At 38.9% G+C, this 16245-nt stretch carries 15 protein-coding genes and 1 rRNA gene; 3 read left to right on the forward strand and 13 right to left on the reverse strand.

Features of this window, described 5'->3' with window-relative positions; translation table 11 throughout:
* From QSH13_RS08355 to pepQ, 5 genes are all read right to left on the reverse strand, one after another.
* Positions 1-217, reverse strand: a 16S ribosomal RNA gene (locus QSH13_RS08355); the annotation flags it as partial.
* 419 nt (positions 218-636) lie between these two features.
* Entirely contained in the window at positions 637-1167 is a 531-nt protein-coding gene (gene hemG, locus QSH13_RS08360; protein WP_072064490.1) for a menaquinone-dependent protoporphyrinogen IX dehydrogenase, read from the reverse strand.
* A 20-nt stretch (positions 1168-1187) separates the two neighbouring features.
* Positions 1188-2639, reverse strand: a complete 1452-nt coding sequence (gene trkH, locus QSH13_RS08365) for a Trk system potassium transporter TrkH (RefSeq protein ID WP_109396798.1) — start codon at positions 2637-2639, stop codon at positions 1188-1190.
* 25 nt (positions 2640-2664) lie between these two features.
* Positions 2665-3285 (reverse strand): IMPACT family protein, encoded by a 621-nt coding sequence (locus QSH13_RS08370; protein ID WP_109396797.1) that lies wholly within the window; start codon positions 3283-3285, stop codon positions 2665-2667.
* A complete protein-coding gene (gene pepQ, locus QSH13_RS08375; RefSeq protein ID WP_109396796.1) occupies positions 3285-4619 on the reverse strand; it encodes a Xaa-Pro dipeptidase in 1335 nt (444 codons plus the stop codon). Before pepQ ends, QSH13_RS08370 begins: the two co-directional genes overlap by 1 nt.
* Before the next feature lie 267 nt (positions 4620-4886).
* Here pepQ and fadB point away from each other — a divergent pair, with 267 nt between their 5' ends.
* Both fadB and fadA read left to right on the forward strand, forming a co-directional pair.
* Positions 4887-7067, forward strand: coding sequence for a fatty acid oxidation complex subunit alpha FadB (gene fadB / locus QSH13_RS08380; RefSeq protein ID WP_109396795.1), 2181 nt, complete (start codon positions 4887-4889; stop codon positions 7065-7067).
* Between the two features lie 11 nt (positions 7068-7078).
* Positions 7079-8242: an acetyl-CoA C-acyltransferase FadA gene (fadA, locus tag QSH13_RS08385; RefSeq protein ID WP_109396794.1), complete on the forward strand. Its 1164-nt coding sequence runs from the start codon at positions 7079-7081 to the stop codon at positions 8240-8242.
* A gap of 149 nt (positions 8243-8391) precedes the next feature.
* Here fadA and fre read toward each other — a convergent pair whose 3' ends face one another.
* The 3 genes from fre to pepE all read right to left on the reverse strand — a co-directional run bounded on the left by fre (position 8392) and on the right by pepE (position 11424).
* The gene (gene fre / locus QSH13_RS08390) at positions 8392-9093 is read right to left on the reverse strand and encodes an NAD(P)H-flavin reductase (protein WP_109396793.1); all 702 of its coding nucleotides are present in this window, start codon (positions 9091-9093) and stop codon (positions 8392-8394) included.
* Between the two features lie 15 nt (positions 9094-9108).
* Positions 9109-10578, reverse strand: coding sequence for a 4-hydroxy-3-polyprenylbenzoate decarboxylase (gene ubiD, locus QSH13_RS08395; protein ID WP_286039076.1), 1470 nt, complete (start codon positions 10576-10578; stop codon positions 9109-9111).
* Between the two features lie 120 nt (positions 10579-10698).
* Positions 10699-11424: a dipeptidase PepE gene (gene pepE, locus QSH13_RS08400; RefSeq protein WP_006535545.1), complete on the reverse strand. Its 726-nt coding sequence runs from the start codon at positions 11422-11424 to the stop codon at positions 10699-10701.
* A 287-nt stretch (positions 11425-11711) separates the two neighbouring features.
* Between pepE and rfaH the strand changes: the two genes are divergently transcribed.
* On the forward strand, positions 11712-12212 hold the full coding sequence (gene rfaH / locus QSH13_RS08405; RefSeq protein ID WP_109396792.1) for a transcription/translation regulatory transformer protein RfaH: 501 nt from the start codon (positions 11712-11714) through the stop codon (positions 12210-12212).
* Positions 12213-12274: 62 nt separating this feature from the next.
* On the opposite strand, the gene tatC is transcribed toward rfaH, so the two are convergent.
* The 5 genes from tatC to QSH13_RS08430 all read right to left on the reverse strand — a co-directional run bounded on the left by tatC (position 12275) and on the right by QSH13_RS08430 (position 16244).
* Positions 12275-13048 carry a Sec-independent protein translocase subunit TatC gene (gene tatC, locus QSH13_RS08410; protein WP_109396791.1) on the reverse strand — a complete coding sequence of 258 codons (774 nt, stop codon included), beginning with the start codon at positions 13046-13048 and terminating at the stop codon, positions 12275-12277.
* 3 nt (positions 13049-13051) lie between these two features.
* A complete protein-coding gene (tatB, locus tag QSH13_RS08415; RefSeq protein ID WP_109406846.1) occupies positions 13052-13567 on the reverse strand; it encodes a Sec-independent protein translocase protein TatB in 516 nt (171 codons plus the stop codon).
* 3 nt (positions 13568-13570) lie between these two features.
* Positions 13571-13840, reverse strand: a complete 270-nt coding sequence (gene tatA / locus QSH13_RS08420) for a twin-arginine translocase TatA/TatE family subunit (RefSeq protein ID WP_109396789.1) — start codon at positions 13838-13840, stop codon at positions 13571-13573.
* Positions 13841-13965: 125 nt separating this feature from the next.
* Entirely contained in the window at positions 13966-15603 is a 1638-nt protein-coding gene (gene ubiB, locus QSH13_RS08425) for a ubiquinone biosynthesis regulatory protein kinase UbiB (RefSeq protein WP_109396788.1), read from the reverse strand.
* Positions 15603-16244, reverse strand: coding sequence for a ubiquinone biosynthesis accessory factor UbiJ (locus QSH13_RS08430; RefSeq protein WP_109396787.1), 642 nt, complete (start codon positions 16242-16244; stop codon positions 15603-15605). The genes ubiB and QSH13_RS08430 overlap by 1 nt, the downstream gene beginning before the upstream one ends.
* Position 16245 lies beyond the last annotated feature (1 nt).

Here is a 16245-nt window from a genome sequence, read left to right on the forward strand (position 1 = left end):
AAGGTCCGAAGAGCCCCTGCTTTGGTCCGTAGACGTCATGCGGTATTAGCCACCGTTTCCAGTAGTTATCCCCCTCTATCGGGCAGATCCCCATACATTACTCACCCGTCCGCCGCTCGTCAGCAAGAAAGCAAGCTTTCTCCTGTTACCGCTCGACTTGCATGTGTTAGGCCTGCCGCCAGCGTTCAATCTGAGCCATGATCAAACTCTTCAATTAAAAGTGTTTGATGCTCAAAGAAATCGAAAACTTAGCTATTCATAAATGAATTTACTTTTGTTGTTCACTCTTCAAGACTTGATACATCTAATATTTTAGAAGATATCGTCTCTGCGAGTGCCCACACAGATTGTCTGATAATTTGTTAAAGAGCAGTGCAACATTCGCTGCCGTTTCCGGTCTTCTGCGTTGTTGCGAGGAGGCGTATATTACGTTATTCCTCTGAAGAGTCAAGAATTTTTTCAAACTTTTTTCTTTTCTCTTCACCGTCCTGCGTGGCTTGTTGTTTGCTCATCGCCGGTCAGTGGGTGCGCATTATAGGGGGTTCTCGGATTAGCGCAAGTGTTTTTTTAAAATAATTTACTGTTCGTTCAAAACTCCAACAAGACGTATAAAAACCCCACAAAAAAGATTAAATATCACTCAATTTTAGCAAAGTGCGTCGCAAATTCGCTTACTTTATTCCAATCTGTATATTCAATTTCTTTTGTAGGATCCGTTTCACCTTTAGTCATCTTCATAATTAACTGGATCATGACTCTATCAATCCATTTATAACGAGGATAAAAAAGTGCGCCTGCAAAGACTCCCGTTAACGTTGGCTTCCATGGAGTCTTATCTAAAAACTTACGCATATAAGCATTCGTCTCAGGTGTATTCTTTTCTGCTTTTCTTGCCGTAAGATTAACGCCAAAGAATGCGGACGGCATACTATTCAATTGTACAAGATGACGAGTGATAAATTTATCGAGCGCTTTATTAAAGTAACCATAGCGAATCGAAGCACCTACTAAGACTTTATTATAAGCAGATAAATTTAAACTCTGCTGCACAGAGGTTAAATCTCTCACATCGCATTCATGACCGTGTTGTCTTAATTCATTCGCGATTTGTGTCATTATTTTTTTAGTTTGACCATCAGTACTACAGTACAATAATAGCGCGCTCATACATTACTCCTTGTATTAGGTTAATCACGCCAAAACGTTGGGGTAAATAAAACCAATAGTGTGAAAACTTCTAGTCGTCCAAATAACATTGTCACGACCAATATCCATTTTGCCGCTGGATTCATTGTTGTGAAGTTGTCAGCAACAATACCTAGTCCAGGCCCAAGATTATTTAATGTGGTAGCAATAGCAGAAAATGCAGAAAATTCATCGACGCCTGTCGCTATCAACAACATTAAGCTAATAATAAATACCAATGCATAAGCAGAGAAAAATCCCCACACAGCTTCAATAATACGTTCGGGTAATGCTCGGTGACCAAGTTTGATGGTATAAACAGCGTTAGGGTGAACAAGACGTTTTAATTCACGATTCCCTTGTAGGAATAACAGCAAGATACGAATAACTTTCAATCCCCCACCCGTTGATCCTGCACAACCACCAATAAATGCCGAGCATAATAATAGAAGAGGTAAAAATGCAGGCCATTGTGCAAAGCTATCCGTGGCAAAGCCTGCTGTTGTCGCCATAGAGACAACTTGGAAAAAAGCCTGATTGATGGTTACCCATCCTGTGTCATATACAGAATAAAACCATAGAATACCGCTACAGATAATAACTAATCCCAATTGAATTGAGATAAACATACGAAATTCAGGATCACGCCAATAGATATTTAAGCTTCTGCCCGTTAATACGGCGAAGTGCAAACCAAAGTTACAACCCGAGATCAGAAGAAATACACCAATAATGATGTTAATAGTTGGGCTATTAAAATAACCAATACTAGCATCGTGAGTAGAAAAGCCGCCAATCGCAATTGTTGAAAAGCTATGAGAAATAGCATCAAACACATCCATGCCCGCAATCCATAATGCTAAAGCACAAATGATCGTTAATAAAACATAGATAAGCCAAAGTGCTTTTGCTGTTTCTGCTATTCGAGGTCGCATTTTGTTATCTTTCAATGGACCCGGCATTTCTGCACGATATAACTGCATTCCCCCAACACCTAAAAGTGGAAGAATAGCGACAGCTAACACGATGATCCCCATCCCTCCTAACCATTGGAGCATTTGGCGATAAAACAAAATAGCTTTAGGTAACGAATCTAGCCCTACAAGTGTTGTGGCACCTGTTGTCGTTAGTCCTGAGAAGGATTCAAAAAAGGCATCAGTAATAGAGAGATTAGGTTGTTCAGAAAAGATAAACGGCAATGCCCCAACACTACCCAATACTGTCCAAAATAAGACAACAATCAGAAAACCTTCTTTAGGCTTAAGCTCACTTTTTTTATGTCGATTTGGGATCCACAGCATTAACCCAATGATCAACGCTACAATAAATGTTTGGCTAAATGCACGCCCTGCACCATCTCGATATATTAGTGCGACAATACCAGGAATGATCATCGTGACAGAAAATAAGATAACAAGCAGTCCGACAATACGGGTTATTGAACGAAAATGCATTTAGCGATTTCCTTGATAGCAAAGATTATTCATTTTTATCTAACGGGATTAATTGCATACTGCCACGACTTATATCACGTAGTTTAACTTCAACTTCACCACTATGTACTGCAGGCAATGAAAGTATAAAAGTAACTTTATCAGTATATTCACTTGAAAGTACTTGCCCATGATATTGTTCAACGACTTGTTCAAGTAATGAAACAAGTGAATATTCACACGCTACACTAAAACGCAACTGTGGCACTTTCGTTTTTGTTGGCAAAAGCTTTAATGCTTGTTGAACGCCACTACCATAAGCTCTAACTAACCCACCGGTTCCTAATTTGATCCCCCCGAAATACCGAACAACCACGGCGGTAACTTCTCCCATCCCACTCCCTAAAAGAGGTGCAAGAATAGGTTTTCCCGCCGTACCTGTTGGCTCACCATCATCAGAAAAACCTAACTGTTGTGAATCATCGGGTCTTCCTGCAACAAAAGCCCAACAGTGGTGTCGGGCATCAGGAAATTGCTCTTTGATAGACTGGATATAAGTTTTTGCTGCATCAATACCTTCAGTGTGAGCTATAAATGTAATAAAACGACTCTTCTTTATTTCTTCACTGAATTCTACAGTTTCAGCGGGGATCAAATACGCTTTCATCAGGCTAAGTGTAAATCTCTGGTCATATTTTCAATTTTGTTATCGTGGATAATAATATTATCTTCAATACGAATACCACCAAATGGTTTGAAATGCTCAATAAGCTTCCAATTGAAATGAGTACCGTATTTGCCTTCTTTCCAAGGCGCTAACAGAGAGTCGATAAAGTAAAACCCAGGTTCAATTGTTAATACCATGCCCGGTTCAATAATGCGTGTGCAACGTAAGAATGGATACATAGCAGGAGCCGCTAAATGAGTTCCCTTATCATCTTGCATAAATCCAGCCGCATCATGAACTTGTAGACCTAAAGCATGTCCTAAGCCGTGTGGTAAAAATGGTGTAGTTAATCCAGCACTCACCATCTCTTCTTCACTCACACCTTTAACAATACCGTACTTATTAAGTAGCCCAGCAATGCGTTGATGCATTTGAACATGGTATTCAGTATAACGCACACCCGCTTTCATTGTTGCAATCAGTGCTTGTTGCGCATCATTCATATCTTTAACTAACGAAGTAAATTCATGATTTTCTTTTGCGCTATAAGTTCGGGTGATATCTGCTGCGTAACCATTATACTCTGCACCGGCATCAATAAGGAAACTACGATATTCATCCGGTGATTCATGATCTAATTTTGTGTAATGCAAAACAGCAGCATGTTCATTTAAAGCGACAATATTGCCATACGGAACATCCGTATCACGATGGCCCGTAGCCATTAAATACGCCATATTAATATCAAACTCACTTAATCCAGCTTGAAAAGCTTCACGAGCGGCAATATGTCCGTTGACGGCCATTTTTTGTGCTTCACGCATACAAGCTAATTCATAACCTGTTTTATATGCACGATAGTAATGATAATAATTAAGAAGAGATTGATTGTTAATATTCTCAATACTCACACCTAATGATTCTGCTCGCTGTGTATTTGGACCAATATAAGCAGTGTTTTTATTAATATAAGGTGCTAGCTCTTTTTGAATATCATCAACATTTTTGAGATGAATTAACTCAATTTCATGAGTCCAATAGCTACTTGGTAAAGCTTCAACACTGTGCCAATAGTCAACCGGGGAATAGAACCATAATTTAGGTTTATTCACACCATCCGCTAATAACCAACAATGTGGTACATCTGTTACAGGTACCCACGCTTTAAAATGAGCATTCACTTTAAAAGGGTAATCACTGTCATCAAGGAAAATACGAATAGGTTCACCAGAATGAATTAATACAGAATCAAGATGGTGTCTGGATAAAGCATCACGAGTACGATTTTGTAGAGTTTTGATATGTTCTTGGTACAGAGAGAGCAATTTTTCCATTATTAATTACCTTATCTTATTCATTGTTAATGATTCAGCTTAACACGCTAACTCTTTTAGTGGCTAACCCCATAACAAAAATAGATTATTACCGATTTATCGCTCCTCTTTTTATCAATCTGAGCAACAACATAGAATTCAATAAGTTGAATAATTTCACTGTGATCACCTCTGCAGTTTTTTAATCAAATATTTGCATTTATTTAACATAGTATTCACACTCTTATTATCTGGTCATACCAGTCTATACATTAAGGGAGAATACAAATGCTCTATCAAAGCGAAAATATTCAAGCCGATTGGGTGAAACAAGGTATTGTTGAACTTATTTTTAATGCTAAAGGTTCTATTAATAAATTAGATACCAAAACCGTTGCAATGCTAAGTGAAGCTTTAACAGTATTAGAGGCAACACCTGGCTTGAAAGGCGTTATCTTACGTTCTGAAAAACCGGCTTTTATTGTCGGTGCTGATATTACCGAGTTTTTATCCCTTTTTGATGCCCCTGAAGAAGAATTAACTCAGTGGCTACATTTCTCTAATCAGATTTTTAGTCGACTTGAAGACTTACCTGTTCCTACTGTTTCCGCTATCAATGGCTATGCGCTTGGCGGTGGTTGTGAGTGCGTACTTGCCACTGATTTTCGTATTGCTTCTCCTGATTTACGTATCGGTTTACCAGAAACAAAACTTGGGATCATGCCTGGCTTTGGCGGCTCAGTACGTCTACCTCGTTTAATAGGTGTCGATAACGCATTAGAAATTATTACTGCTGGTAAAGATATTGATGCTCAAACGGCACTTCAAAATGGATTAATTCAAGCAATTATTCCGCTAGAAAATTTAAAAGAGAGTGCTATTTCATTAATCGAACAAGCAATTGCAGGTAAAATTGATTGGAAAGCGGCACGTCATCCAAAAACAGCGCCATTAAGACTGACCGAGCTTGAGCATAAAATGTCTTTCAGTGTGGCTAAAGGTATGGTGATGAAAGTAGCAGGCCCTCACTATCCAGCACCTATCACCGCAGTAAAAACGATTGAAAAAGCAGCCTTCCTAAATAGAGATGAAGCACTGGCTCTCGAAACCGAAAACTTTGTTAAGCTCACACGTACTGATGTTGCAAAAGCCTTAGTCGGTATTTTTCTTAATGATCAGTACGTCAAAAGCATCACGAAAAAACGTCATGCCGAACTACCTAAACAGGCTGCTGTATTAGGTGCAGGGATCATGGGAGGTGGGATCGCCTACCAATCTGCCTTAAAAGGTATTCCTGTTGTAATGAAGGATATTAACCAAAAATCCCTTGAACTGGGTATGAATGAAGCGTTAAGCCTGCTACAAAAACGTCAGGAAAAAGGTCGAATGAATGCCGTAGATATGGCGAAAACTCTCGCTTCTATTCAACCTACATTGAATTACGCATCTGTCAGTGATGCAAATGTTGTTGTCGAAGCTGTCGTTGAAAACCCAAAAATAAAAGCAACTGTACTTGCAGAAACAGAAGCACTATTAGCAGATAACGCGATCCTTGCATCCAACACATCAACCATCCCTATTTCATTACTTGCGAAATCTTTAAAGCGTCCTGAGAATTTCTGTGGAATGCACTTCTTTAACCCAGTTCATCGAATGCCACTGGTTGAAATCATTAAAGGCGAAAAAACCAGTGAGGAAACTATTAATCGTATAGTCAGTTACGCCAGTAAAATGGGAAAAACACCGATTATCGTTAATGACTGTCCCGGCTTCTTTGTAAACCGAGTCCTCTTTCCTTATTTTGCAGGATTCTCTCTATTACTAAGAGATGGTGCTGATTTTATTGCCGTTGATAAAGCAATGGAAAAAGTATTTGGCTGGCCTATGGGACCCGCTTACCTACTCGATGTTGTGGGTATTGATACGGCAAATCACGCTCAAGCCGTAATGGCTGAGGGTTTCCCTGACAGAATGGGGACAATTGAACGAGATGCGATTGCTCTTTTATATGAGCAACAACGATATGGTCAAAAAAATAACCATGGTTTCTATGATTACTCTATTGATAAACGGGGTAAAAAACAGAAATCTGTTGATGGTCAAATTCAAACGCTTATTCAGCAAAATGCTGGCAAAACACAAGAGTTTAGCCAAGACGCAATTATCGCTCGCATGATGATCCCAATGATTAATGAAGTTATCCGTTGTTTAGATGAAGGTATTATTGCCTCACCAGCAGAAGCCGATATTGCGTTAGTTTATGGTTTAGGCTTTCCTCCTTTCAGAGGTGGTGTATTCCGTTACCTTGATACCATTGGATTAGCGCAATTTGTTGCAGATGCACAGCAATACGCATCATTAGGGCCTCTTTATCAAATTCCTGAAAGCTTAAAACAGAAAGCGCAACGCAACGAAACTTATTATCCAAAGCCCGAAAAAGTAGATGTTAACATCAGAGAACTCGCGTAAGGAGATATGAAATGGAAAAAGTTGTCATAATTGATGGTATTCGTACTCCAATGGGACGCTCAAAAGGCGGCGCATTTCGCCATGTTAGAGCGGAAAATCTCTCAGCACAATTGATGCAAACACTACTAACACGTAACCCGAATATTAATCCTAATGATATTGGTGATGTGATTTGGGGCTGTGTGCAACAAACTTTAGAACAAGGCTTTAATATTGCTCGTAATGCGGCGCTCTTGGCTGAACTTCCACACAAGGTTCCAGCAGTTACAGTTAACCGGTTATGTGGTTCATCAATGCAAGCATTACATGATGGAGCTCGCCAGATTATGCTGGGTGATAGTCAAGTCGCATTAATCGGTGGTGTTGAACATATGGGTCATGTACCGATGACTTATAATACAAATTTTAATCCATCACTTAATCTTTCTGTCGCTAAAGCCTCATTTTCAATGGGATTAACCGCGGAAATGCTAGCAAAATCATTCCAAATTTCACGTGAAGAGCAAGATAATTTTGCTTATCGTTCGCATCAGTTAGCAGCAATTGCAACACAACAAGGCTATTTTGAGAATGAGATAGTGACTATCAATGGTCATGATGCAATGGGTAATCTTATCAATGTAAAAAATGATGAGGTTATTCGCTATAACCCTAGCCTTGAAGAGTTAGCACAGCTTAAACCTGTGTTTGATCCCGCGACAGGCTCTGTAACGGCAGGCAATTCATCCGCAGTATCTGATGGTGCATCCGCTATGTTTATCACCAGTGAGCGTTATGCCAAAGAGCACAATTTAAAGCCTCGCGCCATGATCCGTGCTATGGCAGTGACGGGCTGTGATCCTGCAATTATGGGTTATGGTCCTGTGCCTGCAACAGAAATCGCATTGAAAAAAGCAGGATTAACATTAGGTGATATTGATATTTTTGAGCTAAATGAAGCTTTTGCAGCACAGTCATTAGCCTGCATGAAGAAAATGAATTTACTCGATAGTATCGATGACAAAATTAATTTAAATGGCGGAGCAATTGCCTTAGGGCATCCTTTAGGTTGCTCAGGCTCTCGAATAACTACTTCATTATTAAATATTATGGAGCGTAAAGATGCGCAGTTTGGCTTAGCCACAATGTGTATTGGATTAGGACAAGGTATTGCAACGATTATAGAACGTGTTTAATACCGTATTCTGTATATCCACATTCTTATCGTTGGGACAGTATTCACTTCGATTGCATGGTTAGAAACCATTTTCCCGCCGTCAGGGGCGGGTTTTTTTATGGTTTTAAAAACGAAAATAATAACAAATAATGGGATACTATCGTTTTATCAGATAAATTCAAAAGCATCGCTAAATAAGCGTGTTTTATCAGCATTACGCTCATTACAAAAACGATCTCTGGCAATTTTAGCCATTTCAAAACGCCCTGCGATGTAAATATCATATTCTGATAAATCACCAAAATCTTCGCTTATCGCTGTTAATACCGTACCTTTTCGGCCTCGCCAAGTTTCATCAGGTTGCTCGACTACAGGTACAACCGTTAAAGATGGATGCAATTCTGATAATTCTTGTAATTCATTAAGGTCATAGAGGTGAACGCTTTCTCTTCCCCCCCAATAAATCGTAATAGATCGTTGTGGGTTTTCAGCTAATGCAGCCAATAAAATTGAGTGGGTATAAGAAAATCCTGTACCGCCAGCAATTAATAGTAGAGGACGTTGACTCTCTTTTTTAAACCATGCATTCCCATGAGGAATATCAATGGTAAGTTGCTGTTTTTCTAATATCACATCAAGCACTGCCATCGCATAAAGATTGAGTTCAGACGCACCAATATGAAGTTCAATAAAGTCTTTGTTCTCAGGTATAGATGCAATAGAAAAAGGGCGTTTATCACGTTCATCCATAACTGCTAAAAGATATTGCCCAGCCTGAAAATCAAATTCGCCATCAGGTAATAGCCTTACCCGATAAACCGTATCTGTCATCGGCTCAACAAGTGAGACTTTACAATTCAGTATTGCCATGTTGTTCCTCTGTTATTATTTAAGAATATCGAGCTGTTCCCAAATAGTATCGACTCGTTGCTTAACTTCATCAGACATTACAATAGGTCTACCCCATTCTCTATCTATCTCACCTGGCCATTTATTCGTCGCATCAAGCCCCATTTTTGATCCTAATCCTGAAACCGGTGAAGCGAAGTCGAGATAATCAATAGGCGTATTTTCCATCATAATGGTATCTCTCGCAGGATCCATTCTGGTTGTAATTGCCCAAATCACATCTTTCCAATCTCTTGCATTGACATCATCATCGCAAACAATCACAAATTTTGTGTACATAAATTGCCGCAAGTAAGACCAAACTCCCATCATTACGCGTTTAGCATGACCCGCATACTGTTTCTTCATTGTCACAACGGCTAAACGGTAAGAACATCCTTCAGGAGGTAAATAAAAATCTACAATTTCGGGAAACTGTTTTTGTAATATCGGAACAAGCACTTCATTCAACGCAACACCTAATACTGCCGGTTCATCAGGTGGACGCCCTGTATAGGTTGAATGATAAATTGCATCTTTACGGCGCGTTAAATGCGTAATGGTAAACACAGGGAAAGAGTCAATCTCATTATAATATCCTGTGTGATCTCCATATGGCCCTTCTGGGGCTAATTCTCCCGGTTCAATGTAACCTTCAAGGATAATCTCAGCACTTGCCGGCACTTCAAGATCATTTGAAAGACATTTTACAACCTCTGATTTATTACCCCGTAATAATCCAGCAAATGCATATTCAGATAAGGTATCTGGTACAGGTGTTACAGCACCTAAAATAGTAGCAGGATCAGCTCCTAATGCTACAGAAACAGGGAATCGTTCTCCCGGATGTTTTTGACACCACTCTTGAAAATCTAACGCACCACCACGATGTGATAACCAGCGCATAATCACTTTATTTTTACCCAGCACTTGCTGGCGATAAATACCCAGATTTTGGCGCTCTTTTAATGGGCCACGAGTCACCGTTAATCCCCAAGTAATCAAAGGTGCTGCGTCTTCAGGCCAACAATGCATAACAGGGATCTTTGTTAAATCAACATCATCACCTGTTAAAACCACCTCCTGACAAGGCGCTTTACTCAAGCGTTTTGTTGGCATATTTAAAACTTGCTTAAATTTAGGTAACTTATCGAAGAGATCACGAAAACCTTTCGGAGGATCAGGCTCTTTTAGAAAAGCTAATAACTTTCCAACTTCGTGTAAGGCTTTAACATCATCTTGGCCCATCCCCATTGCTACACGCTCAGGTGTACCAAATAAGTTACAAAGCACTGGCATATCATACCCTTTAGGATTTTCAAACAACAGTGCTGGCCCACCGGCACGTAAAGTTCTGTCCGCTATTTCGGTCATTTCAAGGTAGGGATCTATTTCATAGGTGATACGTTTTAATTCACCTTTTTCTTCTAATAATGAAAGGAAATCTCTTAAATCGCGGTATTTCATCATAATCTTACGAGCCAGTGAGTGAAAGAAAAGAGGGACAATGCCCTCTTTGAGACGCTATAAGCTAAACGCATAACTCACTAAAATGCAATGCTTTTTATTTAGTAGCGTTCACTATACTTATAAACAGCGGAATGGAACCCACTCTGAAAGTAATTTTGTATCAAACTGTTCAGGGAATGTTTTTCCATGTTGGAAGATTTTAAAACCTTCATTTTTAGCGCTGTAATAATGTAATTCTTCACCTTGAATATGTAAGTAACTACCTTCACGGATAGCCACAACAATCTCTTCAGGGTTAATTGCACAAAACTCTGCAATACGTTCATCACGCGTTTCACCCATATGGCCACTAATAGAAGCATCAATGTAATGTGGGTTAATTTGAACAGGGAATAGACCTAATGAAGGCATAATAACAGAGGAGCGTACTGGCATATCATTCGTGGTACGAATTGTTGGTGTTGCAACGTTACAACCGGCACTCCAACCAATATATGGAATATTGCGCTCACGTACTGCGCGTTGGATAGGAACAACTAATCCTTTCTCATGCAACATTTGGTTTAATAACCAAGTATTACCACCACTGACTAAAATACATTCTGCATTATTGATTGCATCAACTTCTGAATCAAAATGTTCAATACAAGTAACTTCAATACCTAACACTTCTGATAAATCACGAGCACGTTGATCATGATCTGAACGAATAACGGCATAAGCAATTAATACAGCAGAACGAATACCGCGTTTTTTAATCATGCTATCGATATTATCTTTTGCATAACTTAACCAACGTGGATCCCCGGCAATTTTCCCGTTACTTAATAAAAAAACTTCCATTACAGAACCTCTTTATAATTATGAATAAAATTCTAAGATAATTATCTTGAAAGCTTTTTCTTGTTTTTACCATCACTTTTTTGTCAACTTGTTACCTCTATCTGAGATCCAATTGAAAGTAACAAAAACAAACTCTTTTATTGCGAATAAACACAGCTTTTCTCTTCTTTTTCCAGTATAAAATCGCGTTAAGCTATTTTTATTTAACCTCAATAGATAGCTGTTACCTCAACGATAAATTTGCTATTATTACGTAAATTAAAATCAACTAACTTATTGTCTCTACTATGAAAAATTGGTACTTGCTGTATTGTAAACGAGGACAAATTCCTCGTGCTATCGAACACTTAGAACGTCAGCAAGTGGGCTGTTTTACACCGATGGTAACCATAGAAAAAATAGTAAGAGGAAAGCGCACTACGGTAACCGAACCGCTTTTTCCTAATTACCTTTTTATAGAATTTGATCCTGAAGTGATCCATACCACGACCATTAACTCAACGCGTGGAGTAAACTCGTTTGTCCGTTTTGGGCAATATCCTGTCACAGTGCCTCAAGATGTGATTGATACACTGCAAATACCTCAGCTTTCTGCTCTCTCTTATAGTGAAGAAAATGTACCCCATAGTGGCGATAGCGTGTTAATTACAGAGGGTATATTTCAAGGGATCAAAGCCATATATCAAGAACCTGATGGTGAAGCACGTTCAATTTTGCTTTTAAATATATTAAATAGCGAAGTGAAAAAATCAGTGGGAAATAAAGAATTTAAAAAAGAGACTTTCTAGAAAAAGTTAACCCAGCAATTGCTGGGCTAATATCATATGATTTTAGAAAATGGTTTCTAAAATTATTTTTGCTGTTCTGCTTCTGCTTCTGTATCTGCGTCTTCGTCTTCTCTTCTTCCCTTACCTACATAAAAACGCGATACCATGACACCGATTTCAAACAGTAAGTACATAGGTATTGCCAATAAGGTTTGAGAGAAAACATCTGGAGGTGTCAATACCATACCAACAACAAAGGCACCCACAAGAATATAAGGACGTTTTTTCTTTAACGCATCTGGTGTTGTTACACCACTCCAGCACAATAAAATAATCGCAATGGGTACTTCAAAAGCAGCACCAAACGCCATAAAGAGCGTCATCACGAAACTTAGGTATTTACTGATATCAGGAATAAAGTTAACCCCTTCTGGGGTTGTATTAACAAAGAAACCAAACGCAAGAGGGAACACAACAAAATAAGCAAACGCCATACCGAGATAGAATAATACTGTACTTGAAACAAGTAATGGCAGCATTAAGCGACGTTCGTGTTTATACAATGCTGGTGCGATGAAAGCCCATACCTGATAAAGAATAACAGGTACAGAAGCAAAAACGGATACCATGATTGTCAATTTAATCGGAGTCAAAAATGTAGAGGCAACATCAGTCGCACTCATATTTGACCCTTGTGGCAACTTATCAAGTAATGGAGCCGAGACTAATTGATAGATATCGTTAGAAAAATAAACCAGCGCTAAAAAAACCACAAGAACTGACACCAAGCTATACATCAAACGCTTGCGTAATTCTATTAAATGGCTGATCAGCGGTTGGGTATCATTTACTGCCATGTTTTAATGCTCACCATTGACCTGATCAGTTGTTTTTTTCTCTATTGTTACTGGCTGAGTAACAGGAACTTCTGTCTTTGTAACACTTTCTGCCACAGGTTTATGGCGATTAGCATCATCATTAACTTCATTAGCTTCAGCAAGTGCGGCTAAATCAGAAGGTGAAGGTTCCGTAGAGTCGGTTTTTACAGACTGCTCTTTAGTGGGTTCTGGCGTTGTAGGTGCTTGATAAGTTTGTTTTAAAGACTGTGCAGCCTCTTTTAACTCATCCATAGACGCTTTCAGCTCTGGCGATAACGTTTGTAAATTTGCTTTCTCTTCAACTTTTTTCAAGCTCTCTTGGAGTTCTTGAAGTTTTAGTTCTTGAGTCAGTTCATTTTGCACATTCGCAGCCAAAGAGCGTAGCGCCCTTACCCAGCCAGCAATTGTTTTTACTGCTACGGGCAAACGTTCTGGCCCCAGAAAAACAAGACCAATCACCATGACCAATAGCAGCTGACTAAAACCAATGTCAAACACGGTTTATACCTGCTCTTTGTTTTTGCTCTCAGTTGTAGACTTCTCTTCTGTTGAAGTCTTCTGCGCTAAATTTTTAGTATCAAAATCTGCGTCGTTATTTGTTTTTTCAGCGTTGTTGGTGTTCTTATCTGCAGCTTCATCACCAATCGCTTTTTTAAAGCCTTTTACTGATGCACCTAAATCTGAGCCCAATGTGCGCAGTTTATTTGTACCAAATAATAAAACAACGATGACAGCGATGATAAGTAATTGCCAAATGCTAATACCGCCCATTTTATGTTCCTCAACTATTTTCGGGGTTATACTTAATAACAGTGCCCATTATATACAACGAATTCAATTTTCGGGAATCTCGAATTCATCTTTTAACTTGCTCAAAGACAAACTTTGATGTGTTTTTATTGTGGATTACCAGATCTAAACCAACCCAAAATCCATGCAAGAAGGCCTAAACTGATAAAAACACTGAATAATGTTTTAAAACCAGAAACAAAAAACAGGCTACCGCATAAAAACAGTGTTGTACCTATACCCAATAAAAATAGAGACTGTCTATGTTTGACTCTTTGCGAACTTATTTGTTCCGTCAATTTATCTAGCGTTAACTTCATATTTTTATGTTGCTTCAGACTATCATAAACCAGCTCTGGTATCTCTGGCATTTTTTCAATCCAGTAAGGTGCTTTACTCTTTATACCATTCACTAATGCCGTGATACCAATTTGACTATGTAACCAATCTTCTAAAAACGGTTTTGCCGTTTTCCATAAATCCAACTGTGGATATAACTGACGCCCAAGCCCTTCAACATAAAGCAATGTTTTTTGAAGTAAAACTAACTGCGGTTGTACTTCCATATTGAAACGACGTGCTGTATTGAAAAGATTAAGTAACACATGTCCAAATGAGATCTCAGAAAGTGGTTTTTCAAAAATCGGCTCACACACCGTGCGGATTGCAAATTCAAAATCTTCTACATTGGTATCTGCTGGTACCCAGCCTGAATCAACATGTAATTCTGCAACTTTTCGATAATCACGGTTAAAGAAAGCTAAGAAGTTTTCAGCTAAATAACGTTTATCTTCTTTATTTAATGAGCCAACGATACCGCAATCAATACCGATATAATATGGATTCTCAGGGTGATCATAGCTAATAAACACATTACCTGGATGCATATCAGCATGGAAGAAACTGTCTCTAAACACCTGAGTAAAAAAGACTTTTACACCACGCTCCGCAAGAAGTTTCATATTCGTCTTTTGTGCATTCAACGCTTCAATATCAGAAACGGGAATACCATAAATACGCTCCATTACCATCACGTTTTCATGACAATAATCTGAATACACTTCAGGAATATACAACATCGAGCTATTTTCAAAATTACGACGTAGCTGAATAGCATTTGCAGCTTCACGCAACAAATTTAGCTCATCAAGTAATGTTTTTTCATATTCGCGGATCACCTCTTTTGGTCGTAAACGACGACCATCAGGCAAAAACGGTAAAAGATTTGCCAAGCGATACATCAAACGGATATCCGCTTTAATCACTGGTTGAATATCAGGACGAATGACCTTGAGTACGACTTCTTTGCCGTTTTCTTTTAATTTTGCCGTGTGAACCTGCGCAATAGAAGCAGAAGCCAATGGGGTTTCATCAAAATCATCAAACCATTGGTCAATAGGGCCACCAAATGATTTTTCAATATATTGTCGTGCTTTCTTACCATCAAAAGGAGCAACTTTGTCTTGCAATAAAGCAAGTTGGTCAGCAATTTGAGGAGGGAAAAGATCACGTCGAGTTGATAACATTTGACCTAATTTAATCCAAACAGGGCCTAATGTTTGCAATGCGAGTCGTAAGCGTTCACCTAATGGTTTTTCTGGATGCTTATTTTTGATCCAAAATAGTGCTCGGCATCCTAATCTTGCAGGTAAAGTAATTCGATGTTTAGGAATTAACTCATCAAGCCCATAAGATAAAAATACCTGAATAATATGATAGAGGCGCTTTAACTCACTAAGGAGCATTATTTTTTCTCCAATATACCTAACCGTTTTTCCAGCTCGGCTGTTTGCTGTGCAACTTCTTCTATTTCATCATAAAAATGGACTGTTTCTAATGCACTAGGTGCGGTTTTCCACTCTTCAATTAACGCGTCACGCAAATAATCTTTTTGATGACTTAAGAGTGAAGAAAATAACTGAACGCCCTTTCCTGCAACAACAGTCAGGCCTTGCGCCGCAATATCACCAATATAAGGTGCTAAATATTGCGCAGGATCCCACTGCGCCATATCTAATAATGCAGACCAATTTTGAACAACCTGCATATCACCATCAATAGTAATATCACCACGGTTGATTAGTTCTGACATTTTTTGACGGTCACGAAGCTTAATCAAAGTTAATAATTTTGTTTTTATCAAACAATCAATTTCATCATCCCACTGACTTAACACATCAACTTGTTGTTCGCTAAAGACTAAGTAGATAGAACGAGGAAACTCATTGATAGAAAGCGCTAACACTTTGCCCGCAAGGCGATTGCGGGCAGGTTTAAGCACATTTTCCTGATATAAAACATGATTAAGTGCTGTCTCCATGGATGCTGTTAACAGCGGATACAGTACTTGAGAGGCAATATCATGAGAAAAAGTGGCTTTTTCCATC

It is taken from the genome of Proteus faecis, assembly GCF_030286765.1.
GTDB classification, from domain to species: domain Bacteria; phylum Pseudomonadota; class Gammaproteobacteria; order Enterobacterales; family Enterobacteriaceae; genus Proteus; species Proteus faecis.

Bases quoted from the DNA above. Each gene is read 5' to 3' on its own strand.
- QSH13_RS08370 (WP_109396797.1), bottom strand. From the start codon at position 3,285: ATGAAAGCGTATTTGATCCCCGCTGAAACTGTAGAATTCAGTGAAGAA.
- pepE (WP_006535545.1), bottom strand. From the start codon at position 11,424: ATGGAAGTTTTTTTATTAAGTAACGGGAAAATTGCCGGGGATCCACGT.
- rfaH (WP_109396792.1), top strand. From the start codon at position 11,712: ATGAAAAATTGGTACTTGCTGTATTGTAAACGAGGACAAATTCCTCGT.
- fadA (WP_109396794.1), top strand. From the start codon at position 7,079: ATGGAAAAAGTTGTCATAATTGATGGTATTCGTACTCCAATGGGACGC.
- tatC (WP_109396791.1), bottom strand. From the start codon at position 13,048: ATGGCAGTAAATGATACCCAACCGCTGATCAGCCATTTAATAGAATTA.
- pepQ (WP_109396796.1), bottom strand. From the start codon at position 4,619: ATGGAAAAATTGCTCTCTCTGTACCAAGAACATATCAAAACTCTACAA.
- ubiD (WP_286039076.1), bottom strand. From the start codon at position 10,578: ATGAAATACCGCGATTTAAGAGATTTCCTTTCATTATTAGAAGAAAAA.
- ubiB (WP_109396788.1), bottom strand. From the start codon at position 15,603: ATGCTCCTTAGTGAGTTAAAGCGCCTCTATCATATTATTCAGGTATTT.
- trkH (WP_109396798.1), bottom strand. From the start codon at position 2,639: ATGCATTTTCGTTCAATAACCCGTATTGTCGGACTGCTTGTTATCTTA.
- fadB (WP_109396795.1), top strand. From the start codon at position 4,887: ATGCTCTATCAAAGCGAAAATATTCAAGCCGATTGGGTGAAACAAGGT.
- tatA (WP_109396789.1), bottom strand. From the start codon at position 13,840: ATGGGCGGTATTAGCATTTGGCAATTACTTATCATCGCTGTCATCGTT.
- QSH13_RS08430 (WP_109396787.1), bottom strand. From the start codon at position 16,244: ATGGAAAAAGCCACTTTTTCTCATGATATTGCCTCTCAAGTACTGTAT.
- fre (WP_109396793.1), bottom strand. From the start codon at position 9,093: ATGGCAATACTGAATTGTAAAGTCTCACTTGTTGAGCCGATGACAGAT.
- hemG (WP_072064490.1), bottom strand. From the start codon at position 1,167: ATGAGCGCGCTATTATTGTACTGTAGTACTGATGGTCAAACTAAAAAA.